Annotated in this window: 18 protein-coding genes and 1 pseudogene; 4 read left to right on the top strand and 15 right to left on the bottom strand. The window is 56.1% G+C overall.

Translation table 11 applies throughout. From position 1 onward, the window contains the following. Positions 1-17: 17 nt before the first annotated feature. The 12 genes and pseudogenes from wzyE to trxA form a co-directional block, all read right to left on the bottom strand. Entirely contained in the window at positions 18-1,361 is a 1,344-nt protein-coding gene (gene wzyE / locus NIM72_RS12920; RefSeq protein WP_253420666.1) for an ECA oligosaccharide polymerase, read from the bottom strand. Beyond that, the gene (locus NIM72_RS12915; protein ID WP_253420663.1) at positions 1,358-2,425 is read right to left on the bottom strand and encodes a TDP-N-acetylfucosamine:lipid II N-acetylfucosaminyltransferase; all 1,068 of its coding nucleotides are present in this window, start codon (positions 2,423-2,425) and stop codon (positions 1,358-1,360) included. Before NIM72_RS12915 ends, wzyE begins: the two co-directional genes overlap by 4 nt. Then, positions 2,422-3,672, bottom strand: coding sequence for a lipid III flippase WzxE (gene wzxE / locus NIM72_RS12910; RefSeq protein ID WP_253420660.1), 1,251 nt, complete (start codon positions 3,670-3,672; stop codon positions 2,422-2,424). The genes NIM72_RS12915 and wzxE overlap by 4 nt, the downstream gene beginning before the upstream one ends. Continuing rightward, complete coding sequence (rffA, locus tag NIM72_RS12905; RefSeq protein WP_033784417.1) at positions 3,672-4,802, bottom strand: dTDP-4-amino-4,6-dideoxygalactose transaminase; 1,131 nt, start codon at positions 4,800-4,802, stop codon at positions 3,672-3,674. Before rffA ends, wzxE begins: the two co-directional genes overlap by 1 nt. Next, complete coding sequence (gene rffC, locus NIM72_RS12900; RefSeq protein ID WP_222924758.1) at positions 4,789-5,496, bottom strand: dTDP-4-amino-4,6-dideoxy-D-galactose acyltransferase; 708 nt, start codon at positions 5,494-5,496, stop codon at positions 4,789-4,791. Before rffC ends, rffA begins: the two co-directional genes overlap by 14 nt. Then, positions 5,474-5,593: pseudogene (locus NIM72_RS12895) on the bottom strand (glucose-1-phosphate thymidylyltransferase 2 RmlA2); the annotation flags it as partial. The pseudogene NIM72_RS12895 and the gene rffC, both read right to left, overlap by 23 nt. 84 nt (positions 5,594-5,677) lie before the next feature. Beyond that, positions 5,678-6,937, bottom strand: coding sequence for a UDP-N-acetyl-D-mannosamine dehydrogenase (wecC, locus tag NIM72_RS12890; protein ID WP_222924761.1), 1,260 nt, complete (start codon positions 6,935-6,937; stop codon positions 5,678-5,680). Further along, positions 6,934-8,064, bottom strand: coding sequence for a non-hydrolyzing UDP-N-acetylglucosamine 2-epimerase (gene wecB, locus NIM72_RS12885; RefSeq protein WP_161733877.1), 1,131 nt, complete (start codon positions 8,062-8,064; stop codon positions 6,934-6,936). Before wecB ends, wecC begins: the two co-directional genes overlap by 4 nt. A 10-nt stretch (positions 8,065-8,074) precedes the next feature. Then, entirely contained in the window at positions 8,075-9,148 is a 1,074-nt protein-coding gene (gene wzzE, locus NIM72_RS12880) for an ECA polysaccharide chain length modulation protein (protein ID WP_256497782.1), read from the bottom strand. Between the two features lie 5 nt (positions 9,149-9,153). Further along, positions 9,154-10,233 carry a UDP-N-acetylglucosamine--undecaprenyl-phosphate N-acetylglucosaminephosphotransferase gene (gene wecA / locus NIM72_RS12875; RefSeq protein ID WP_161733875.1) on the bottom strand — a complete coding sequence of 360 codons (1,080 nt, stop codon included), beginning with the start codon at positions 10,231-10,233 and terminating at the stop codon, positions 9,154-9,156. Between the two features lie 280 nt (positions 10,234-10,513). After that, positions 10,514-11,773, bottom strand: a complete 1,260-nt coding sequence (gene rho, locus NIM72_RS12870; protein ID WP_003851960.1) for a transcription termination factor Rho — start codon at positions 11,771-11,773, stop codon at positions 10,514-10,516. A 352-nt stretch (positions 11,774-12,125) separates the two neighbouring features. After that, positions 12,126-12,458 (bottom strand): thioredoxin TrxA, encoded by a 333-nt coding sequence (gene trxA, locus NIM72_RS12865; RefSeq protein WP_003851963.1) that lies wholly within the window; start codon positions 12,456-12,458, stop codon positions 12,126-12,128. A gap of 116 nt (positions 12,459-12,574) precedes the next feature. Here trxA and rhlB point away from each other — a divergent pair, with 116 nt between their 5' ends. Next, positions 12,575-13,867 (top strand): ATP-dependent RNA helicase RhlB, encoded by a 1,293-nt coding sequence (rhlB, locus tag NIM72_RS12860; RefSeq protein WP_150013289.1) that lies wholly within the window; start codon positions 12,575-12,577, stop codon positions 13,865-13,867. Between the two features lie 6 nt (positions 13,868-13,873). Continuing rightward, the gene (gene gppA, locus NIM72_RS12855; protein WP_222924762.1) at positions 13,874-15,358 is read left to right on the top strand and encodes a guanosine-5'-triphosphate,3'-diphosphate diphosphatase; all 1,485 of its coding nucleotides are present in this window, start codon (positions 13,874-13,876) and stop codon (positions 15,356-15,358) included. Positions 15,359-15,400: 42 nt separating this feature from the next. On the opposite strand, the gene rep is transcribed toward gppA, so the two are convergent. Further along, positions 15,401-17,422: a DNA helicase Rep gene (gene rep / locus NIM72_RS12850; RefSeq protein WP_161733871.1), complete on the bottom strand. Its 2,022-nt coding sequence runs from the start codon at positions 17,420-17,422 to the stop codon at positions 15,401-15,403. Positions 17,423-17,497: 75 nt separating this feature from the next. On the opposite strand from rep, the gene ppiC reads away from it, so the two are divergent. Then, the gene (ppiC, locus tag NIM72_RS12845) at positions 17,498-17,779 is read left to right on the top strand and encodes a peptidylprolyl isomerase PpiC (RefSeq protein WP_253420657.1); all 282 of its coding nucleotides are present in this window, start codon (positions 17,498-17,500) and stop codon (positions 17,777-17,779) included. Here the strand turns inward: ppiC and NIM72_RS12840 are convergent, their stop codons facing one another. Continuing rightward, positions 17,780-19,840 carry an AsmA family protein gene (locus NIM72_RS12840; RefSeq protein ID WP_253420654.1) on the bottom strand — a complete coding sequence of 687 codons (2,061 nt, stop codon included), beginning with the start codon at positions 19,838-19,840 and terminating at the stop codon, positions 17,780-17,782. Between the two features lie 63 nt (positions 19,841-19,903). Further along, the gene (gene pdeH / locus NIM72_RS12835; RefSeq protein WP_161733867.1) at positions 19,904-20,677 is read right to left on the bottom strand and encodes a cyclic-guanylate-specific phosphodiesterase; all 774 of its coding nucleotides are present in this window, start codon (positions 20,675-20,677) and stop codon (positions 19,904-19,906) included. Between the two features lie 281 nt (positions 20,678-20,958). Between pdeH and NIM72_RS12830 the strand changes: the two genes are divergently transcribed. Beyond that, positions 20,959-21,891, top strand: coding sequence for a sugar kinase (locus NIM72_RS12830; RefSeq protein ID WP_253420651.1), 933 nt, complete (start codon positions 20,959-20,961; stop codon positions 21,889-21,891). Positions 21,892-21,912 lie beyond the last annotated feature (21 nt).

The raw sequence follows: 21,912 nt of genomic DNA, 5'->3' as shown, positions 1-21,912 counted from the left end.
TTAATCCCAGAGGTTAATCAGAGCGGGCTGTGCAACACCCGCCTGCTGCGGTCGCGAATTAAACCTGCGCGATCCAGTAACCAGAAAAGTAATTTAGCCATGCCCAGACAGGCAGCAAAAATGAGGCAGAAAAACACCACACGTGAGCCGAACGCATCGAGGCCCTCGCGTGCCAGTACGATCATGTTAAACACCGCGCCAAAACAGAAGCTTTGCAGGATGGCGCCGGTGTACCGGTTGGCCTCAAGGCAGCCACGCTGATAGATCGCATCAAAGGCTTTAATAATCATCCCTACCACTACCGCACCGATCGGAATCGCCCAGACGCCGCCCATCACGACCAGAGAGCCAATCAGCGTGGGTGAAATCGCCAGGCCAGAATGGTTGTTCAGCACTTCCCAGGTGAAGTAGTTGGCACTGTTCAACACCGCCAGCGGGCGATCGGGCCAGAGCCAGGTCGGAATAAACACGTAGAAATCACGCCACAGCGGTGCCAGCCCCTGAAACTCAATTTTGTCGTAGTTATCCAGCAGCCGGGCAAGATTCTCCCACGGCGAGAAGGTATCACGCGTCAGATACAGGAAGGTATAGAACGCTTCATCGCCCATCACGTCGAGGTTATAGCGGCGCAGCGCCAGCCAGAACATCCCCCCAATTGCCATCACACCCGCCGTTGCCAGCATCCACAGAGTGATCCAGCCACGGGTAATGCCGATAAACAGGAACAGGGCAAACGCAATAATGATATTGGCGCGTGTTCCGCCCACCAGTGCATACGTCAGTAAACCAAAGGCCACCGTCACGACCAAAAACAGCAGCCAGTTGCGGCGGGTCGGCCGTAAAAAGTAGGGGATCAGCATCGCCGGAATAAAGAAATAGAAGAAGCGCTTAAGCGCCACGCCCGATACTTCGCTGGAGAAAATCTGGTTATAAGCGGTCAGGCGGAACAGCAGAAAACCGTTGTGAATGAAGAACACCGTCACGGTACCCAGCGCGACCAGCGCCAGAATCACACAGGTCAGGTGGGTTTCAACCCGATTCATCTGCAGCCAGGGCTTAGCCGGAGGCGCGCTGGCCGGTTTCAGCCGCACTTTATAGCTGACGTAATAAATGGCGTAAAACGCTGTGGCCGACAGCAGCGCCTCCAGCAGATTCTCCACTGGCATCATGTCCACGTTAAAGCGAAACACCAGCACGGAGGTCAGCGGGAAGCCGAAGTAAAAGGTCAGCAGAAACAGCAGCGTAAAGAACAGATGGAAGTTAAAACGGACGCGCTTAAACTCCCGCCAGGTCAGCGTCAGAATAAAAACCAGCGACAGCAGATAGACCACCAGCAGGCCGCCAAACTGCATAAGACTCATGACAACTCCCCTTCGCTGAGCTGTAACGCGGCTCGCCAGCCTGCGAGATAACCTGGCGCAAAGAAGGCGATAGCCTGTTTATCACAGCGCATCAGCTGCCGGCGTGCCTCGGCGATCACCGCAGGCGACAGCGTATCTTCGCTGAAGAGTACCGGAAGCTGCTGCTCAGCCACATCACGCCAGAATGGGTTTTTGCGGGTCAGAACAAACGGCACGTTGGCCTGGATCAGCAGGCAAAGTGTTCCCACCCCCTGCTGACGTTCAAACATAAAATAGCCGACATGGCAGCGCGCCAGCAGCGCTAAGTAATCATCAAATGCCAGATTTTCACGCAGCAGATTCACCTGACCGTCAGGAAACAGCGTCTCTGCTGCGGCCTTAATCTGGCTGATGTACGCCTCATTGCCCGGCGGATAGCCCAGCGGCACCTCGATGCGCACCTGCTCGCCAAACTGCGCGTGAATCGCCTTTAAGCCTTCAATATGTCGGTTACTCGGATCGCCCGAATTGCCCAGCAGCAGCGTAAACGGCTCTGACGGCGCAGACTCAACGGCAGCATCCGGCATTCTGGTCGGGAAATAGAGCAGTGAACCGGGAACGCGGCGATGGCGCTGCTGATAGTGATGCAGGTCGCCTCGGGTCGCAAAAACCTGCGCAACACGTCCCTGTGCTATCCGGCGGACCAGATAGAACAGACGAAACTTCAGGCTGCGCGAATCTTCATAGAGGTCGGCGCCCCAGACGTGCCAGAACAGCTGAGAACGGCGCAGCTTACCGCTGAGTAATGCCAGCCAGATCCACGGGTTAAACTGACCGTGGCAGAAAAAACGCTGCTGACGATTCCTGGCCCGCTGCAAAACCGCCTGCGCCAGCACTTTCTTGCTGGTAAAGCACTCGATCTGTAACGCACTGAACGGAGACAGGCTCTCTGGCTGCTGCGTCACCACCATAAAATGGCGTGGGAAAGCCGCAGGCTGCTCAACGCTGAGAACGTCATTGAAAAAGCGCAGCACCGTAAGATTGTGGTGGGGAATGTCCGATCCCAAAACGTGAATTAAAGTCATTTTTTCCGGCAGTAAACAATAAAAGCGCCACAACACAGGGCAAAGTAAGCCATATAGGTAAACATATAGGCCTGCGCCGCACCCGTCGCGCCATGTAACGGGATCAGCCAGCGTGAGAACAGGGTCAGCAACAGAAACTGGCTAATCTCAGTCAGAACATAAAAGCGCAGCGAGGCTTTGGCGATAACCAGATATCCGAAAACATAGGCACCGACTTTAAAAACATCGCCGCACAGCTGCCACACAAAAAGATCGCGCATCTCGCGAAAAGCCTGAGAGAACAGCAGACTGATGGCGAAGTCACGCAGTACCCAGACGGCGAAGCTGGCAACCGCCACGGCGGGCAGGACAAAGCGCAGTGCACGGCCAATCTCACGTGCGATGTCGCGTTTGTTGTCGAGCCGCGCAAGCGTCGGCAGCAGCCAGACGCTAAACGTCGCGGTGATAAACTGCAGATAGGCATCGGAAATGCTGGTCACACCCTGCCACAACCCGACCTGCGCCCAGCCCTCCTGCTCTGCCAGCAGGTTACGCATCATTACCCAGACAACCGGTAAGGTCACCGCCGTGATCAGCGCCATCAGGGTATATTTTGCCAGATTACGCGCCAGCTCAGAATGCCATTGTGGCCGCAGCCAGCTCAGCGGTAGCGGCGCACGGCGTTTCAGCATCAGTAGCGCAGGCAGCAGCAGCAAAGCTGGCACCAGCGCCAGGCCGATCAATGCGCCCTGATAACCGCCCAGCCACCAGCAGAGCAGATAGCCCGCCACGCCAGTCAGGCTGCCGAGAATCAGCGCCAGCGCATTCCCACGCGCGTCACGATAGCCCTTCAGTAGCGCCAGGGTAAAGTTGGCCCAGGCGATGCCGAGCTGAAGAAAGGCGACGACGCGGATGACGCCCTGATAGCGGTCATGACCAAACAGCGCGGTGCTGATGGGGGCTGCCGCCAGCAGAAACAGCAGCGCCAGCACGCCGGAGAAGCCCAGCACCATAGCCGATGCCGTGCCCACCATCGCCCGGAGTGGTCCGGGCTGCTGCTGATACTGCGCCACATAGGTGGTGACGCCGTTGAAGATGCCCGCGCCCGCCAGCACACCCAGCACGGTGATCAACTGCCGGAAGTTACCTGCCTGGCCAACACCTTCGGGGCCGAAGCTGACTGCCAGCAGTTTGACCACCAGCAGACCAGACACAATTTTTACCAGCGTGGACGATGCGGTCCACACTGAGGCTCTGGCTAATGACATCAGGAAAAGAAGCTCAGCAGCGAGCTGATAACCGTGCTCTGATTATTATCCGACAGGTTATAAAACAGCGGCAGGCGCAGCAGACGTTCACTTTCCAGCGTGGTGAAGCGATCGTCACCGACAAATTGCGAAAAACGCTCACCGGCAGGTGAACTGTGCAGCGGAATATAGTGGAACACTGTCAGTATCTCTGCTTCTTTCATCCAGTTGATCAGCGCCTGGCGATCGTCCTGATCGCGCAGTTTGATGTAGAACATGTGCGCATTGTGTTCGCAGCTGGCGGGGATCACTGGCAGACTGATGCGGCCCTGAGCCGCCAGCGGCTGGAGTGCGTCATAATAACGCTGCCAGATGCGTAACCGCTGCTGGTTGATGCGTTCAGCGGCTTCCAGCTGCGCCCAGAGATAGGCGGCCTGCAAGTCGGCCATCAGGTAGCTCGACCCCATATCGCGCCAGGTATATTTATCGACCTGACCCCGGAAGAACTGGCTGCGGTTGGTGCCTTTTTCCCGCACGATCTCGGCGCGCTCGACCAGGCTGGCGTCGTTGATCAGCGTCGCGCCCCCTTCACCACCGGCAGTATAATTCTTGGTTTCGTGGAAACTGAAGCAGCCAATATGACCGATGGTGCCCAGCGCACGGCCTTTGTAGCGTGACATCACGCCCTGCGCCGCATCTTCAATCACAAACAGCTTATGCTTAGCCGCCAGCGCCATGATGGTGTCCATTTCACAGGCTACGCCTGCGTAATGCACCGGCACAATGGCGCGGGTTTTTTCAGTGATGGCGGCTTCGATCAGCGTTTCATCGATGTTCATGGTGTCCGGGCGCACATCGACAAACACGATGCGCGCGCCGCGCAGCACAAAGGCGTTGGCGGTTGAGACAAAGGTATAGCTCGGCATGATCACCTCATCGCCGGGCTGCAGATCGATTAACAGCGCTGCCATCTCCAGCGAAGCGGTACAGGAGGGAGTCAGCAGCACTTTTTTGCTGCCAAAACGCTGCTCCATCCACTGCTGACAACGACGGGTGAAGCCGCCGTCGCCGCACAGCTTGCCGCTGTTCATCGCCGACTGCATATACTCAATTTCTGTGCCCACAATCGGGGGCGCATTAAATGGAATCATGACCTTTCCTGTAAAACCAGTAGGCGGTGCTGTCGAGTCGGGCACCGCTGCGTAAATAGAGGCGCATCGCCGTGAGATTACTGAGCTGGGTAGCCACCCGAAGCTGAGCCAACTGCCTTACCCGCGCCCAGTCAGCCGCCGCCAGTAGCAGTCGCTGACCCAGCCCCTGACCCTGCGCGTCAGGCATTACGCCCAGCAGGCCAATGCGAGCATCGCCATCCACCGCGCGCAGCGAAACAAATCCCTGCAGCTGACCGGTGGCATCACTGGCCACCAGACACTGATCGTCAAACGTCCCACGCACCGCATTCTCAATCCACTGCGCATAAAAACGGCCGCTGGCGTCCGGTGCGTACCAGGCCGCGCGAAAACGGCTCTGGCTGAAAAGCTGTGACGCTGCATCACGCAGTTGCGGAATCTGTGCTTCGCGCGCAATGCGAATCCCCGCCTGCCGTTCTGTCTCTTTAATCGCCAGCGTCAGGTCCGCCTCGCCTTCTGCCAGCTGGAACTGATGCTGCTGCAGCGTATCAATCAACGCCGTCTCGCTGGCAGCCACTTTCATCTGCATCAGCGCACAGGGATGATGCAGCGCCTGCTCCAGCGGAATGTCACCTTCCGGCTCCAGCCGCACGGTCTCAACACCGAAGAATGCACTTTCCCAGCTAAGGGGATTAATACTGACGTGGACGGACATGTAATAAATCCAGCAGGTATTGGCCGTAGCCGGTTTTTGTCAGCGCTTCACCGGCAGCACGCAGCTGGTCATCACTGAGCCAGTTGTTACGCCAGGCGGCCACACAGATAAGCCGTTTAAAGGATAAAGCGCACCAGAGCCGAGCCGATAAAACCGGCACCGCCCGTGATCAGAAAACGCTTCATCGCCAGACACCTTTGGTGTCGACAATCCAGTTTTGCTGAACGTCGGCGGCATCAATGGCGCGGAAGGCACGGTGATCGACCAGCATCACCAGAATATCGGCCTGGTCCAGCGCCTGCGCGCTGGAAACCAGCTCTGCTTTGTCAGCCAGAGAATCTGCAAGCTGCTCAATGTGCGGTTCAACTATCCAGGTGGTGCCGCTGTGCCATTCGGCAATCTTCTGTGCCACGCCCACCGCCGGGCTTTCGCGCAGGTCGTCGATATTGGGTTTAAAGGCCAGGCCAAAGCAGGCAATGGTGATATCACTGGCGCGCTTGCCGGTCTGCGTCAGGCAGTCCGCCAGCGCGGTTTTCACCTGGTCCAGCACCCACTGCGGCTTGGCATCATTCACCTCGCGCGCGGTGCGGATCAGGCGGGCTAATTCGGGATTCTGCGCCACGATAAACCAGGGATCGACGGCGATACAGTGACCGCCGACGCCCGGACCAGGCTGCAGAATGTTGACGCGCGGATGGCGATTCGCCAGCGCAATCAGCTCCCAGACGTTAATGCCCTGATCGGCACAAATCAGCGACAGCTCATTGGCAAAGGCGATATTCACGTCACGGAAGCTGTTTTCGGTCAGCTTGCACATCTCGGCGGTACGGGCGTTAGTTTCAACGCATTCACCTTTTAAAAATAGCCGATAAAGCTCGCTGGCGCGGACAGAACAGGCGGGGGTCATGCCGCCAATCACCCGGTCGTTGTTAATCAGCTCAACCATCACCTGACCCGGCAGTACGCGCTCCGGGCAGTAGGCGACAAAAATATCGGGCGTCTCACCGTGCTGCGGAAAGCGCAGGTCGGGACGTGCCGCAGCCAGCCAGTCGGCCATCTGTTCGGTGCTGCCCACCGGCGAGGTCGACTCCAGAATCACCAGATCGCCCTTTTTCAGAACCGGTGCAATCGACTCCGCCGCAGCTTTTACAAAGCGCAGGTCGGGCTGATGATCATCCTTGAATGGCGTCGGTACGGCGATCAGAAAAGCGTCAGCGGCTTCAGGCTGCGTGGTGGCACGCAGGTCGCCACGCGCAACAGCCGCATGCACCACCTGATCTAAATCGGGTTCCACAATGTGGATCGCGCCACGATTGATGGTTTCTACGGCGCGCGCATTGATATCCACGCCCACCACTTTTTTTCCCTTTGAGGCAAAAACGGCTGCCGTCGGCAGCCCAATGTATCCCAGTCCAATCACAGAGATGGTTTCAAAACTCATAATTCGGCTCGGTTATCTTTTAAGGCTTGTAAAATACGACCACAGGCTTTGCCATCGCCATACGGATTATGGGCATGGCTCATCGCCTGCCAGGCCTCGTCGTCGCTCAGCAATTCGCTGACGCTGGCCACGATTCTGGCAATATCCGTCCCGACCAGTTTGACGGTACCGGCATCGACGGCTTCAGGGCGCTCGGTGGTGTCGCGCATCACCAACACCGGCTTGCCCAGTGAAGGCGCTTCCTCCTGAATGCCGCCGGAATCGGTAAGGATCAGCCAGGCGCGGTTCATCAGCCAGACAAAAGGCAGGTACTCCTGCGGTTCAATCAGAATGATATTCTCAATGCCGCTGAGTATCCGGTTAACCGGCTCGCTGACATTGGGATTGAGATGTACCGGATAGACAATCTGCGCCTCGGGATGCTGGCGGGCAACCTGCGCCAGCGCGCTGCAGATACGTTCAAAACCGCCGCCAAAGCTCTCACGCCGATGTCCGGTAACCAGCACCAGTTTCTTATCCGGGTCGAGAAACGGATAGCGCGCCGCCAGCTGTGCGTTCAGATTGCTGTCGTCCAGCACCCGATCGCGCACCCACAGCAGCGCATCAATGACCGTATTACCGGTGACGACGATGCGCGCATCGGGCAGATTCTCCCGCAACAGGTTCTGACGCGAGCGGGTGGTGGGCGTGAAGTGCAGGCGGGCAAGATGGCCGGTGAGCTTACGGTTACCCTCTTCAGGCCACGGCGAGGCGAGATCGCCGGTACGCAGACCCGCCTCCACATGCCCGACGGGGATTTGCTGATAAAAAGCCGCCAGGCTCGCCGCCAGCGTCGTGGTGGTGTCACCATGCACCAGCACGATATCCGGTTTAAAGTCGAGCAGGACGGTTTTCATGCCTTCTAAAATGCGGCAGGTGATCTCGGTCAGTCCCTGTTCAGGACGCATAATATTGAGATCATAGTCCGGTTCCAGCTTGAACAGACGCAGCACCTGATCGAGCATTTCGCGATGCTGTGCGGTCACGCACAGTCGCGATTCAAAAGCGGGATCCTGCGACAGCGCCTGCACCAACGGCGCCATTTTAATCGCTTCCGGACGAGTACCAAATACGGTCAGAACTTTCACACTGTTTCTCTCAATCATGCGTGTCTGACATCAGACGCGGACGACGTGCCAGCGCCACACCCGCGCCTGTTAATGCCCCAACGGCACCCCACATAATCATCATGAACAGACGTCGCGGACTGTCCCGTGATACCGGCTCTTCCGGCGTACGCAGATAACGGTAGGTCTGGAACTGGCTATTCAGTTTTGGCCCGGTCTGCAGCGTGGTCAGCATTGCTCTGTTCTGATCATAGCTGATATCAAACCCCGGACCGGTGGCGCGCAGGGTATCGAGCTGTCCCTGTAAAACGGGCTGGCCCAGCAGGAACAGGTCGCTGTCTGCCAGATTCTCACCCGCTTCGCGCGTCTGTTTCTCGTTGATACCCTGCTGGCTCGCAACTTTCAGCGCCTGTTCCAGCCGATGCTGCTGGCGCTGGAATACAGCGTTAGCCACATCTTCCTGACGTTTCACCTGCGCCTGCAACTGGTCGGTACGCGCCCGCCAGGCACCTTTTAACTCATCATTCAGATGACGAGCGGCGCGCTCACTCGCATAGGCGATGTACTGACGCAGCAGATTGTTGGCGTCGCCCGCGGTTTCCGCTTTAAGTTTGACGTTATCGGGCAGGTTATGTGCCGCGTCAGCGGGCGTGAACAGGATGTTGCCAATCAAATCGTCGAGCAGCGCGGCATCGTTATGCGCATTGCCGGTTTTACGGTTCCTGTAGTAATCCGTTTGCTGCCAGAACTCCCGACGCGTATCCCAGGAGGCAAGCTGCATGGTGAACTCCTGATAAACCTGATCCATGACCGTCGGTGACGGCGCAGCCAGCGTCAGGGCATTGTTGCGCACATCCAGATTGGTCAGGAACTGCTGCTGTGCATAGTAAGAGCCCAGCATGTTCACCGTCGGGCGATCGGTGATCGCCGTGGTGCTCCAGACCTGTTTCAGCAGCAGCGTAGCCAGCCAGGCGATCAGAGCAAACAGCAGTGCCAGCCCGACAATCCAGCGTTTACCACGCCATAAACGGCAGCTCAGGCCGCGAATATCCAGTTCGTTGTCCACAACGTCAGCAGGCATGGCAGAGGTATCCTTTTTCAGCATCGGGTTCATTTATTTTTTGCTTCGCGATGATGGCTCAGACGACGCTTGATACGCCGGACGCGTCGCGCCACGCGCCACGCATGTTTCAGGCAGTAGCCATAAACCATAAAAGCGCCCAGGAACAGCAGCAGCATCACCCACTCCGGGATAAACGCCAGATATTCACCCAGTACACCGATACCGGCGAGGATGGCCGCCGCAACGGTAATCAGGACAAAGGCCTGACGCGAGGTAAAACCGGCACGCATAATCAGATGGTGGATGTGCTGACGATCAGCCGAGAACGGGCTCATGCCTTTGCGCAGGCGACGATACATAATCGCCACCATATCCATCAGCGGAATGGCTATCAGCCAAAGTGCGGTAACGGGTGTAATGGGATGGCTCAGACCCTGCGTTGTTTCCAGCAGAATCCAGATAATGGTGAAGCCGATCATGGTGCTGCCGGCATCGCCCATAAAGACTTTGAAGCGACGCCCCAGGAAGCCGAGGTTAAGCAAAATATAGGGCAGCGTGGCGGCAATCATCGCAAAACACCACATCGCCAGGCTCGTCTGGCCGTCGAAGTAGAGGATAATCCCCATTGCGGCAAAGGTGACCGAGGAGAGTCCGCCCAGCAGGCCATCGATCCCGTCTACCATATTAAAGGCGTTGATCGCAGCCCAGACGGCAAACAGCGTCAGCACATAGCCGAAGGGGCCCACGATAAGCTCGAACGGACCGACGATAAAGCCCAGGCTGAGCAGATAGAGCTTTGCGCCAAACATCATTACCAGGGCGACAATGGCCTGCACAACCGCGCGGAATTTGACGCTGATATCGAAGCGGTCATCCAGTGCACCAACCAGCACCAGAATACCGGCGCAGCCAAGATAGAGCAGCGCGTGTGGCAGATAGTAATTAGTAATGGCAAACGTAAAGCAGATACCTGCAAACACGGAAATGCCGCCCACCAACGGAATCGCGCCATGATGGCGCTTACGTGAGTTAGGCTTATCAACCAAACCAATTTTTTTAGCTGCTTTTCGAGCAAAAAAGAGGAAAGCCAGGGAAAAGAGAAAAATTAAACCAAGCTCAGTACTCATAGTGAGTAAATTCACGTTAAACGCTCTCAGCTAACATCCCGCACCACAATACGCGAAAAAGCGCGCCTGGTGCTGTGTCGGATTCCGAATTCTGCATAAAGAGACAGACGAATGGTCATAAATTCGCCATCACTACCACAGTCATTATAAATGCTCCTGTCAGTGTTCAATCCTATAGCTCACAAATGAAAAACGCCACGTCGGGACGTGGCGTAAGGTCGATTTTCTGCGCATTTGAACTAAAAAAGCCGAATCTGTGGTCCGGCCTGGCAGTATCAGATTATGAACGCTTCATCATATCGAAGAATTCATCATTGGTTTTGGTCATCGCCAGCTTGTTGATGAGGAATTCCATTGCATCGATTTCGCCCATTGGGTGAATAATTTTACGCAGGATCCACATCTTCTGCAGCTCTTCCTGAGAGGTGAGAAGCTCTTCTTTACGCGTACCAGAACGGTTGTAATCAATCGCCGGGAAGACGCGTTTTTCAGCAATTTTACGAGCGAGATGCAGTTCCATGTTACCGGTACCTTTAAACTCTTCGTAAATGACTTCATCCATCTTAGAACCGGTATCAACCAGCGCGGTCGCGATGATGGTCAGGCTTCCGCCCTCTTCCACATTACGTGCAGCACCAAAGAAACGCTTTGGACGATGCAGGGCATTGGCATCCACACCACCAGTCAGGACTTTACCTGAAGCAGGCACCACGGTGTTGTAGGCACGCGCCAGACGTGTGATGGAGTCGAGCAGGATGATGACATCTTTTTTATGCTCAACCAGACGCTTGGCCTTCTCGATCACCATTTCAGCAACCTGAACGTGGCGCGAAGCGGGCTCATCGAAGGTTGAGGCAATAACTTCGCCTTTCACCAGACGCTGCATCTCGGTCACTTCTTCCGGGCGCTCGTCAATCAGCAGCACCATCAGCACGCAATCCGGGTAGTTGTACGCCAGACTCTGCGCAATGTTCTGCAGCAGCATGGTTTTACCGGCTTTCGGCGGCGCCACGATCAGACCACGCTGACCACGACCAATCGGCGATGCCAGATCGAGTACGCGAGCGGTTAAATCTTCCGTTGAGCCATTACCCCGCTCCATACGCAGACGTTTATTTGCGTGCAGCGGCGTGAGGTTTTCGAACAGAATCTTATTACGCGCGTTTTCCGGCTTATCGTAGTTAACTTCGTTAACTTTCAGCAGCGCAAAATAACGTTCACCTTCTTTTGGTGGACGGATTTTGCCAGAGATGGTGTCACCAGTGCGGAGGTTAAAGCGGCGGATTTGGCTGGGGGAAACGTAGATATCATCAGGGCCGGCGAGGTAGGAGCTGTCTCCGGAACGGAGGAATCCAAATCCATCCTGAAGAATCTCCAGCACGCCATCACCAAAGATGTCTTCGCCGCTTTTCGCGTGCTGTTTCAGGATTGAAAAGATAATGTCCTGCTTACGCATGCGAGCCTGATTTTCCAGCCCCATATTTTCGCCGAGAGTAATCAGCTCAGCAACCGGCGTATTCTTTAATTCGGTAAGATTCATAGTGATGGGTTCTTAAACTCGGGGTAATACTCGGAATGTTTGTCGTGAGTGGTATGGCAATTAATCCATGCCGTTAATGGCTCTTTTCGGCTCTTCCCGACGATCATCGTATGAAATGGCGATCGGTATGCAGGCAGATGTCCGAATGTGATGCCAGAGTTGGAGCTAACCGTAAGATTGCTGAACCGTTCTATCTTTATAAGGTACAGGGCGACAGGGTTCAACAAGGGAAAACTTTTAGATGCAAACTACAAGGTAAGTTCGTAATGCAGTATTGGTAACTTAGCACGCCCGAAAGCGAACGTCCAGCAGCAGGAGATAAATTCACCACTGCCGGACGTTCAGCCCTGAATTACGCCAGGTTGGCGTTCAGGAACTCTTTCAGCTGGCCTTTAGACAGCGCGCCCACTTTGGTCGCGGCGACTTCGCCATTTTTAAACAGCAGCAGCGTCGGGATACCACGAATGCCATATTTCGGCGCCGTGCCTGGGTTATCATCAATATTCAGCTTAGCGATGGTCAGCTTGCCATCATACTCTTCTGCAACTTCATCAAGGATGGGCGCGATCATTTTGCAAGGACCACACCATTCAGCCCAGAAATCTACCAGTGTAACGCCGTCGGCTTTCAGCACGTCGGTGTCGAAACTGTCATCAGTCAGATGAACGATTTTATCGCTGCTCATATTTTACTCCAAAGATTATGCCTGGCGAATTGGCGTAATATATACCAATGTTGGTTGACTTTATTTCATCGGATACGCTTTCGTAAAGCGATAGTAAGCTGATATTCTACCACACTATGAGCAAAACACACTTAACTGAACAGAAGTTTTCCGACTTCGCCCTGCACCCAAAAGTGGTGGAAGCCCTTGATAGTAAAGGCTTTCAATACTGCACGCCGATTCAGGCGTTAGCTCTGCCTTTTACGCTTTCAGGGCGTGATGTTGCAGGCCAGGCGCAAACCGGTACCGGCAAAACGATGGCGTTTCTGACGTCAACGTTTCATCATCTTCTCTCACATCCTGCGGCGGAAGGTCGTCAGGTTAACCAGCCACGGGCTTTAATTCTTGCGCCGACGCGTGAACTTGCTGTGCAGATTCATGCGGATGCCGAACCCCTTACCGCCTCAACCGGCCTGAAACTGGGTCTCGCCTATGGCGGAGACGGTTATGACAAACAGCTGAAAGTGCTGGAACAGGGCGTTGATATTCTGGTGGCAACCACCGGCCGCCTGATCGATTACGCGAAGCAGAATCATGTCAACCTCGGTGCCATTCAGGTCATGGTACTGGACGAAGCCGATCGCATGTTCGACCTCGGCTTTATTAAAGATATCCGCTGGCTGTTCCGTCGCATGCCGCCTGCTACGCAGCGTCTGAGTATGCTGTTCTCGGCGACGCTCTCTTATCGCGTCCGTGAACTGGCGTTTGAGCACATGAACAGTGCTGAATATGTGGAAGTGGAACCGGAACAAAAAACCGGCCATCGCATTCAGGAAGAGCTTTTCTATCCGTCTAACGAAGAGAAAATGCGCCTGCTGCAGACACTGCTGGAAGAAGAGTGGCCCGATCGCGCCATTATCTTCGCCAATACCAAGCACCGCTGTGAAGATATCTGGGGCCACCTGGCTGCCGATGGACATCGTGTTGGTCTGCTGACCGGCGACGTGGCTCAGAAGAAACGCCTGCGCATTCTGGATGACTTCACCAAAGGTGATGTGGATATTCTGGTCGCCACCGATGTGGCCGCTCGCGGTCTGCACATTCCGGCTGTGACGCACGTCTTTAACTACGATCTGCCAGATGACTGTGAAGATTACGTTCACCGTATTGGCCGTACCGGTCGTGCAGGCGCCAGCGGACACTCTATCAGCCTGGCCTGTGAAGAGTACGCGCTGAACCTGCCTTCAATTGAAGAGTACATTGGCCACAGCATTCCTGTCAGCAAGTACAGCAGCGAGGCGTTGTTAACCGATTTACCGCCGCCTAAACGTCTGCAACGCAGCCGTACCGGCAATGGCCAGCGTCGCGGAGGGAATAACGCCAATCGTCGCGGTGCTCCACGCAACAATAACCGCAAACGTTCAGGTTAGGCCACCATGCTCAGCGCGTCGTCACTTTATGCAGCGATCGATTTAGGGTCTAACAGCTTTCATATGTTGGTGGTGCGCGAAGTTTCTGGCAGTATTCAGACCGTCGCAAAAATTAAGCGCAAGGTTCGCCTTGCTGCCGGTCTGGATAAAAATAACCTGTTGTCAGCCGATGCGATGTCGCGTGGCTGGCAATGCCTCAGACTCTTCTCTGAACAATTGCAGGATATTCCCCCCGATCAGATTCGCGTGGTGGCGACCGCCACGCTGCGTCTGGCTGCCAATGCGCAGACCTTCCTCAACACCGCCCAGCAGATTCTCGGCTGTACCATCAACGTCATCAGCGGTGAAGAAGAGGCGCGCCTGATTTATCAGGGCGTGGCCCACACTACCGGCGGTTCCGACCAGCGCTTAGTGGTCGATATCGGCGGCGGCAGTACCGAACTGGCTACCGGCGACGGTTCACACGCATCAGTGCTGTTCAGCCTGTCGATGGGCTGTGTGACGTGGCTGGAGCGCTTCTTCAGCGATCGTCATCTGGCAAAAGAGAACTTCGACCAGGCTGAACAGGCGGCCCGTGAGATGATCCAGCCGATTGCCGCGCAACTGCGTGCGCAGGGCTGGCAGGCCTGTGTCGGGGCATCCGGCACGGTTCAGGCGCTGCAGGAGATTATGGTGGCGCAGGGTATGGATGAGCGCATCACGCTGAATAAACTGCAGCAGCTGAAGCAGCGCGCTATACAGTGCGGCAAACTGGAAGAGCTGGAAATTGAAGGACTGACGCTGGAACGGGCACTGGTGTTCCCCAGCGGCCTGTCGATCCTGATCGCTATCTTCCAGGCGCTCAGCATTGATAGCATGACGCTGGCAGGTGGTGCACTGCGGGAAGGACTGGTTTACGGCATGCTGCATCTGCCGATTGACCGCGATATCCGTACCCGCACGCTGCACAACGTTCAGCGCCGTTTCAGCATCGATGTCGAACAGGCAGACCGCGTGCGTCAGCTGGCAGAGAGCTTTTTCCGTCAGGTTTCCACGCCGTGGAAGCTGGATCAGCGCTGTCGTGAGCTGCTGCTCAGCGCCTGCGCGATCCACGAAATTGGCCTGAGCGTCGACTTCCGTCATGCGCCGCAGCACGCGGCGTATCTGGTGCGTCACCTCGACCTTCCCGGCTTCACACCGGCACAGAAGAAGCTGCTGGCCTGTTTACTGCAAAATCAGAGCGGCAGCATCGATCTGGCATTGCTGACTCAGCAAAACGCGCTGCCGCCGCGCCTGGCGGAACGGATGTGCCGTCTGCTGCGGCTGGCGATTATTTTCTCCACCCGCCGTCGCGACGACACCCTGCCTGCAGTGCGGTTACTGGCAGACGATGATGCCCTGCATCTGACCCTGCCCGCAGGCTGGCTGGAGGCGCATCCGCTGCGCAGCGAACTGCTGGAGCAGGAAAGCCACTATCAGTCTTACGTCCACTGGTTGTTAACCCTGTCGTAATGGCACCCGCGTGAGGCGAATCTCCTTCGCCTCCTGCGAGGTTTAACTCTTCTTCGCCTTATCGAGCATCGCTCTCAACCCGGCGACCCGACTCTGCCCGGTTTTCATCCGCTCTTCCGCACTGACCACTTTGCGCTCGGTCTCCCATTGCAGATCGTCCTGGGGCAACTCCAGCAGGAAACGACTTGGTTCAGGCCGGATTAACTCGCCATACTGCCGGCGCTCGCGACACAGGGTGAAAGTCAGTTCTTTCTGCGCCCGCGTGATCCCCACGTAAGCCAGGCGACGCTCCTCTTCGATGTTGTTCTCATCGATACTGCTCTGATGCGGCAGCAGTCCCTCTTCCATGCCCACCAGGAATACATAGGGGAACTCCAGACCTTTAGAGGCATGCAGCGTCATCAATTGCACCTGATCAAGCTCTTCATCACTTTCACCGCGCTCCATCATGTCGCGCAGGGTAAAGCGCGTTACCACCTGCGCCAGCGTCATCGGCTCATCAATATCGCTGCCTTCCAGCATTTCAGTCATCCACTGAAACAGCGTATTGACGTTTTTCATCCGCATTTCGGCGGCTTTCGGGCTGCCGGAGGTTTCGAACAGCCAGCTTTCGTAGTCGATGCCGCGAATCAAATCGCGGACGGCATTCACCGGCTCACGTTCGCTCAGCTGGATAATCTCATTCAGCCAGTGGGTGAAGCGCTGCAGATGCTCCAGACCACGGCCGCTCAGCGTCTGCCCCAGACCGACATCAAAGCTGGCGTTAAACAGACTCTTGCTCCGCAGGTTGGCCCACTCACCGAGCTTCTGCAGCGTCGCCGGGCCAATCTCGCGGCGCGGCGTATTGACGATCCGCAGAAACGCGCTGTCATCCTCGGGATTGGTCAGCACACGCAGATAGGCGAGCAGATCTTTGATCTCAGGACGTGAGAAAAAGGAGGTGCCGCCAGAGATGCGATAAGGGATGCGGTTCTGCATCAGAAACTTTTCAAAGGTCCGTGACTGATGGTTACCACGATAGAGAATCGCGTAATCTTTGTACTGCGTTTTGTTGATAAAGTGATGCGCGATCAGTTCGCCAGTGACCCGCTCCGCCTCATGCTCTTCGCTGTTGGCGGTAAGCACTTTCAACTCGCTACCCTGCCCCAGCTCCGAAAAGAGGCGCTTTTCAAAGACGTGCGGATTATTGGCAATCAGGATATTTGCCGCTTTCAGTATGCGCTGCGAAGAACGGTAGTTCTGCTCCAGCTTCACCACCTCCAGCGCCGGGAAATCCTGATTCAGCAGCACCAGATTCTGCGGCCGTGCGCCGCGCCAGGAGTAGATCGACTGGTCATCATCGCCGACTACTGTGAAGCGCGCGCGTGCGCCAACCAGCAGCTTAACCAGTTCATACTGGCTGGTGTTGGTGTCCTGATACTCATCCACCAGCAGATAGCGGATACGCTGCTGCCAGCGCTCGCGCACTTCCTGATTACGCTGCAGCAGCAGCGTCGGCAGCAGGATCAGGTCATCAAAATCCAGTACGTTGCACGCCTTCAGATGCTGGCTGTAGAGGGCATAGCAGTGGGCAAAGATATTATCCTGCTGCGAGCGCGCCAGCGCGGCGGCGCCCTGCGGATCGATCAGATCATTTTTCCAGTTCGAAATGGTGGAGATGAGCTGCTGTAGCAGCGTCTTATCCTCTTCCAGCCACTCTTTGGTCAGCTCTTTTAGCAGGGCGAGCTGATCCTGATCGTCGAACAGTGAGAAGTTGGACTTCATGCCCAGCGCCGCCGTCTCGCGCTTGATGATCTCCAGTCCCAGCGTATGGAAAGTCGAGATCAGCAGGCCACGCGCCTCTTTGCGGCCCAGCGTCTGTGCCACACGCTCTTTCATTTCGCGCGAGGCTTTATTGGTAAAGGTTACTGCGGCGATATGGCGCGCCTGATAGCCGCATTCACGAATCAGATGGGCGATTTTGTTGGTAATCACGCGGGTTTTGCCTGATCCCGCGCCCGCCAGCACCAGACAGGGACCGGTAACAAATTCGACGGCACGTTGTTGGCTGGGGTTTAAACGCATAAAAGAAATCGCCTGATTGAATCAAAAGAAAGGGGTTTATACTGGGCGGCAATTATACACAAGCGAGATACCAACATGGCGAAAACCGCGGCGGCTTTACACATCCTGGTCAAAGAGGAGGCGCTGGCAAAAGAGATTCTGGCGAAACTGGCGAAAGGCGGCAATTTCCAGGAGCTGGCAAAGAAGCACTCTACCTGTCCTTCCGGCCGGAAGGGGGGCGATCTGGGCGAGTTCCGTCAGGGACAGATGGTGCCGGCCTTTGATAAAGCGGTCTTTACCTGCCCGCTGCTGACGCCTTACGGGCCGGTAAAGACCGGCTTTGGTTATCACGTTATCAAAGTGCTCTACCGCAACTAGTTACTTCTTCTGCTTCATCTGCTGCAGGACGGTGCTGCACTGATTGTCTTCGTTATCGCTTGGCGAGATCATGGCCAGCAGCGCCGCTGCCGGGCCGACGACCGCACCCAGTGCCACAGCAGCGGCACCGCGGGCCAGCAATGGCCCTGCTTTCACGCCTGCATCAGGATTTTTAAAGGTACCGCGCACGTAGAGCGGGGAGCGCAGCGTCACGATGCGGATGCCCTTACTCTCCGGATTCACCGACAGATCCAGTCTCTCACTGGCGAAGTTGGCGTTGCCTGACACATTGATAATCGCGTTCTCGGTATCAAATACAAACAGGTTCGGGGTCGCCACACCATTCTGCAGTCTGAGATCGGTCGCGGCGCAGTTGATACGCACCTGGTCATCGCCAAACAGCTTGCCCACCACGTAGTTACCGACGTTGAGTCCGGCAATCTCCATCAGGCTGCGACTGATCAGCCCATCATTCATCAGCAGCTTAAGCTGACCATTGCTGGTCGCCAGCAGATCGGCCACTGAGTTACCGGTGCCGGTAAAGCTGGCATCGCCATTGAGCTGACCACGGCTGTTCTTCATTGCGTCCACCGTCGGGAAGAGCTGACGCAGCTGCAGCTTACGTACATGAAGGTCAACCCGACCACGCATCGGCGAGCGATCGCCCTCCAGTCGGATGGTGCTGTTGAGACTGCCACCTGCCACACCAAAGCGCAGCGGATCCAGCAGCAGATCGCCGCTTTTCAGCTGTAAGTGGGTGTAGAGATCGCTTAACGGCAGTGAATTACTGTGTTCGATTCGTTTGCCGCTGAACCTCACATCGGCATCCATCACGTCCCAGTTTTTGGTCTCAAATTTATCGTGCGGCAGCACGCGGTCGGCGGGTTGATTCGATTTCTCACCGCGACGGGCTTTGGCCTGCGCGGTTTTTTCACTGCCTTTGCCAGAGTCTACGCCAATCAGCGGCCCCAGATCGGCCATGCGCAGTTGCTCCGAGGTCAGTTCACCCGTCAACGTTGGACGGGGTTTGCCCTGCGTGTAAATCAGGGAGCCATGAATATCGCTGTCGCCAATGTGTCCGTTGAATTTCTCATAACGGTAGACCGCACCTTTTTCGCCATTGAATTTAGCAATCAGATGGCCGTCAGTTTCATAAGGCGGTGTGTCAGGCAACAGGACGCCGGTCAGGCCGTAGAGATTCGCCAGCGTATCGCCCGAGAAGCGCAGTCGCACATTCAGCCCGCCGAGGTTCATTGGATCCTGCAGACCACCGGTGACCTGCACGCGCGTGGAGCCATTGCGCACATCGGCCTGAATCGGGAACGGGGTGTTCTGGCTGCGCAGCGACAGCATGCCGCCGATTTTGCCGTCGCCACTGAGATTCTCGTTGTTGTAGGTGCCACTGGCCTTCCAGCCAAAGACAAAGTTGCCCGCGCCCTTCTGCTGGTCGTTGCCGCCGGCGATCTGCGCGTAAGGCACCGGTTTGCCTAGCGGATTGACCTGCACCGTCACATCTGCACGGTTAACGGCATCGCGATAACGAATCTGGCCCTGATCGAACAGAATATTATCCAGACGGAAGGACCAGGCCGATGGCGCGGCATTCTTCTCATCTTTGTCGCTTTCGGCCAGCGTAAAGGTCCAGTTGTTCTTTTTATCTGCAGTCTGGATCAGTCGGGCATCGGGCCGCTGCAGCTTAATCCATGGAATGAACAGCTCCTTATGCAGCAACGACAGCGGTGACAGCGTGGCATCCACACGTTGCAGATGCACCATGGTGACGTCAGAAATATCTGGCGGATTGCCCAGCATAATATCTTCCGCATGCACCTGCGGCCATGGCACCCAGCGCCGCCAGCCTGCCTCGTCGCGATTTCTCGCCCAGTCGATACCCAAATCTCCCCGTATCGCAAAGGGGCGATTTAATTCGGTAGAGACTTTCTGATTGATGGTGGGTTTCAGGCGATTCCAGTCAAAGGTGGCGATGACGACGATAATCACCACGATTAATAACACCAGAATTCCTGCTACCCAGCTGACTATTTTCCCGGTACGCGACATTACGCTTTCTCCTTGCACATTCACGGTCTGCGTTAAAGATAGTCGAGACGGCGAGCAACGGCATCAGGGAAGCTGGATAGTGAGATGATTCAGTTCAGAAAATGGGACAGGTCGCGAAAAGTAGTAGCCCTGGGCCGCGATAGCGGGGGATGCTTTAACCTGCTGCCACTGCGCTTCCGTCTCCACGCCTTCAACAATGACGCCGTTGCAGTAGCGATTGATCAGCGCCAGCAGCATCGAAAACAGGCTGCGCCCTTCATTGGTGGTGCCCAGCATAGTAAAAAGGTCGCGCGACAGCTTGATGTAATCATATTTCAGTTCGGTCAGCGCCGAGAAATTCGCCATACCCGAACCGAAGTCATCCAGCCACAGCGGCCCCAGTTCAGGTATTTTCGCTACTTTCTCCTCCTGCGGCAGCGCCTGGTGCTCGGTGAGTTCAAAGCGTATCCATGGCAGGCTGGCAATGAGGCGACGAATAGCGGGTCGGTGCTGAATGGCCAGCAGTGAGGGACCGTCTATGTTGACCGAGGCGACCACATCATTGTGTTCGAAAAATGCAGTCCATTCTGCGAGGAGCTCGAGCTGCTCATACACTACGTTCAGGCGCTGAGCGATATCGAGTCCGGCAAACCAGGCTTCAGGCGAGAGATTCCTTTCCGGCGCCATGGGATGATAAACGGCGGTCAGCAGTTCAATCGCCAGTAACCGACCTGTTACCCGATAAATCGGCTGAAACCGATAGCGTCGATGACATTGTTGCCAGAAGAGCGGCGTTTCCGTGTGGAGATTAAGGTCGGTTGAAGACGGCAGCCATTGGCTAATATTCTCCATCACCATGCTATTTTCCTGGTTGGTAATACGTCCCCAAAACGGGAGACTCAAGCGATTATCGTAAATGCCTGTGATAATGAGATGAATGGGGCGGCCGTATGAAAACGGAGAGTTTACCAGCCGTTTCGTTAGCATAATCGGTAAAACAGGCCGAAATTAGCCGCTCTTATCGCCCGGATCGCGGCTTTTCTGCGCCTTAAGTTAAATTAAAACACCGTTTTAAAACCATTGACGTCTGCCATACCAGACGCGAGACTAAGGCGATATTTCACTACAGGTCTGAAACCATGACGCAGAAGAAAATTGCCATCATCGGCGAATGCATGATTGAGCTGTCCGAAAAGGGTGAGAACATTAAGCGAGGCTTTGGCGGCGATACCCTTAACACGGCGGTGTATCTCGCCCGCCAGGTTGATGAGCCGCAGTTGCGGGTCGATTATGTCACCGCGCTGGGGACGGATTCGTTCAGCGATCAGATGATCGCAGCCTGGCAGCAGGAGAAGGTGAATACGGACCTGATTCAGCGCCTCGATAATAAGATGCCGGGCCTGTATGTGATTGAAACCGATGCCGACGGCGAGCGTACGTTCTGGTACTGGCGCAGCGATGCTGCCGCGCGTTACTGGCTCGACAGCCCGCAATCCGCAGAGATAGCCGAACAGCTGTCGCACTACGATTATCTCTACCTCAGCGGCATCAGTCTGGCGATTCTGCCGCAGGCAAGTCGTGAGAAGCTGATGGCGCTGCTGGCCCGCTGTCAGGCGAATGGCGGCAGGGTGATTTTCGATAACAACTACCGCCCGCGTTTATGGGCCGACCGCGCCAGCGCGCAGGCTGCATATCGCGCCATGCTGACCTGTACCGATATCGCTTTCCTGACGCTGGATGATGAACATCTGCTGTGGGGCGAGCAGCCGCTCGATGACGTTATTTCGCGTACCCGTCAGGCCGGTGCCAGCGAAATCGTCATTAAGCGGGGTGCAGAGTCATGTCTGGTCGCTATCGGCGATGCGCCGCTGATTGAGGTGCCTGCGGTACGTCTGGCGAAAGAGAGAGTAATCGATACGACGGCCGCTGGCGATTCATTCAGTGCCGGGTATCTGGCGCGCCGTCTGACGGGCGCTTCTGCAGAGGCCGCCGCGCAGCGCGGACACCTGACCGCCAGCACCGTGATTCAGCATCGCGGTGCGATTATTCCGGCAGCGGCGATGCCAGAGTGATGCTGTAGCAGTTAGCGTCGT

The sequence above is a fragment of the Pantoea sp. B550 genome, from assembly GCF_024158165.1.
GTDB classification, from domain to species: Bacteria; Pseudomonadota; Gammaproteobacteria; order Enterobacterales; family Enterobacteriaceae; genus Pantoea; species Pantoea alfalfae.
The sequence above is the reverse complement of the archived record's forward strand: the minus strand, read 5'-3'. Positions and strand labels throughout refer to the sequence as shown.

What these genes read in the sequence shown, in the direction of transcription:
- rffA (WP_033784417.1), bottom strand. Translation starts at nt 4,802, where the DNA reads ATGATTCCATTTAATGCGCCCCCGATTGTGGGCACAGAAATTGAGTAT.
- pdeH (WP_161733867.1), bottom strand. Translation starts at nt 20,677, where the DNA reads ATGGTGATGGAGAATATTAGCCAATGGCTGCCGTCTTCAACCGACCTT.
- NIM72_RS12840 (WP_253420654.1), bottom strand. Translation starts at nt 19,840, where the DNA reads ATGTCGCGTACCGGGAAAATAGTCAGCTGGGTAGCAGGAATTCTGGTG.
- rho (WP_003851960.1), bottom strand. Translation starts at nt 11,773, where the DNA reads ATGAATCTTACCGAATTAAAGAATACGCCGGTTGCTGAGCTGATTACT.
- wzzE (WP_256497782.1), bottom strand. Translation starts at nt 9,148, where the DNA reads ATGCTGAAAAAGGATACCTCTGCCATGCCTGCTGACGTTGTGGACAAC.
- gppA (WP_222924762.1), top strand. Translation starts at nt 13,874, where the DNA reads ATGCTCAGCGCGTCGTCACTTTATGCAGCGATCGATTTAGGGTCTAAC.
- NIM72_RS12915 (WP_253420663.1), bottom strand. Translation starts at nt 2,425, where the DNA reads ATGACTTTAATTCACGTTTTGGGATCGGACATTCCCCACCACAATCTT.
- wzxE (WP_253420660.1), bottom strand. Translation starts at nt 3,672, where the DNA reads ATGTCATTAGCCAGAGCCTCAGTGTGGACCGCATCGTCCACGCTGGTA.
- wecC (WP_222924761.1), bottom strand. Translation starts at nt 6,937, where the DNA reads ATGAGTTTTGAAACCATCTCTGTGATTGGACTGGGATACATTGGGCTG.
- rffC (WP_222924758.1), bottom strand. Translation starts at nt 5,496, where the DNA reads ATGTCCGTCCACGTCAGTATTAATCCCCTTAGCTGGGAAAGTGCATTC.
- rhlB (WP_150013289.1), top strand. Translation starts at nt 12,575, where the DNA reads ATGAGCAAAACACACTTAACTGAACAGAAGTTTTCCGACTTCGCCCTG.
- NIM72_RS12830 (WP_253420651.1), top strand. Translation starts at nt 20,959, where the DNA reads ATGACGCAGAAGAAAATTGCCATCATCGGCGAATGCATGATTGAGCTG.
- wzyE (WP_253420666.1), bottom strand. Translation starts at nt 1,361, where the DNA reads ATGAGTCTTATGCAGTTTGGCGGCCTGCTGGTGGTCTATCTGCTGTCG.
- ppiC (WP_253420657.1), top strand. Translation starts at nt 17,498, where the DNA reads ATGGCGAAAACCGCGGCGGCTTTACACATCCTGGTCAAAGAGGAGGCG.
- wecA (WP_161733875.1), bottom strand. Translation starts at nt 10,233, where the DNA reads ATGAGTACTGAGCTTGGTTTAATTTTTCTCTTTTCCCTGGCTTTCCTC.
- rep (WP_161733871.1), bottom strand. Translation starts at nt 17,422, where the DNA reads ATGCGTTTAAACCCCAGCCAACAACGTGCCGTCGAATTTGTTACCGGT.
- trxA (WP_003851963.1), bottom strand. Translation starts at nt 12,458, where the DNA reads ATGAGCAGCGATAAAATCGTTCATCTGACTGATGACAGTTTCGACACC.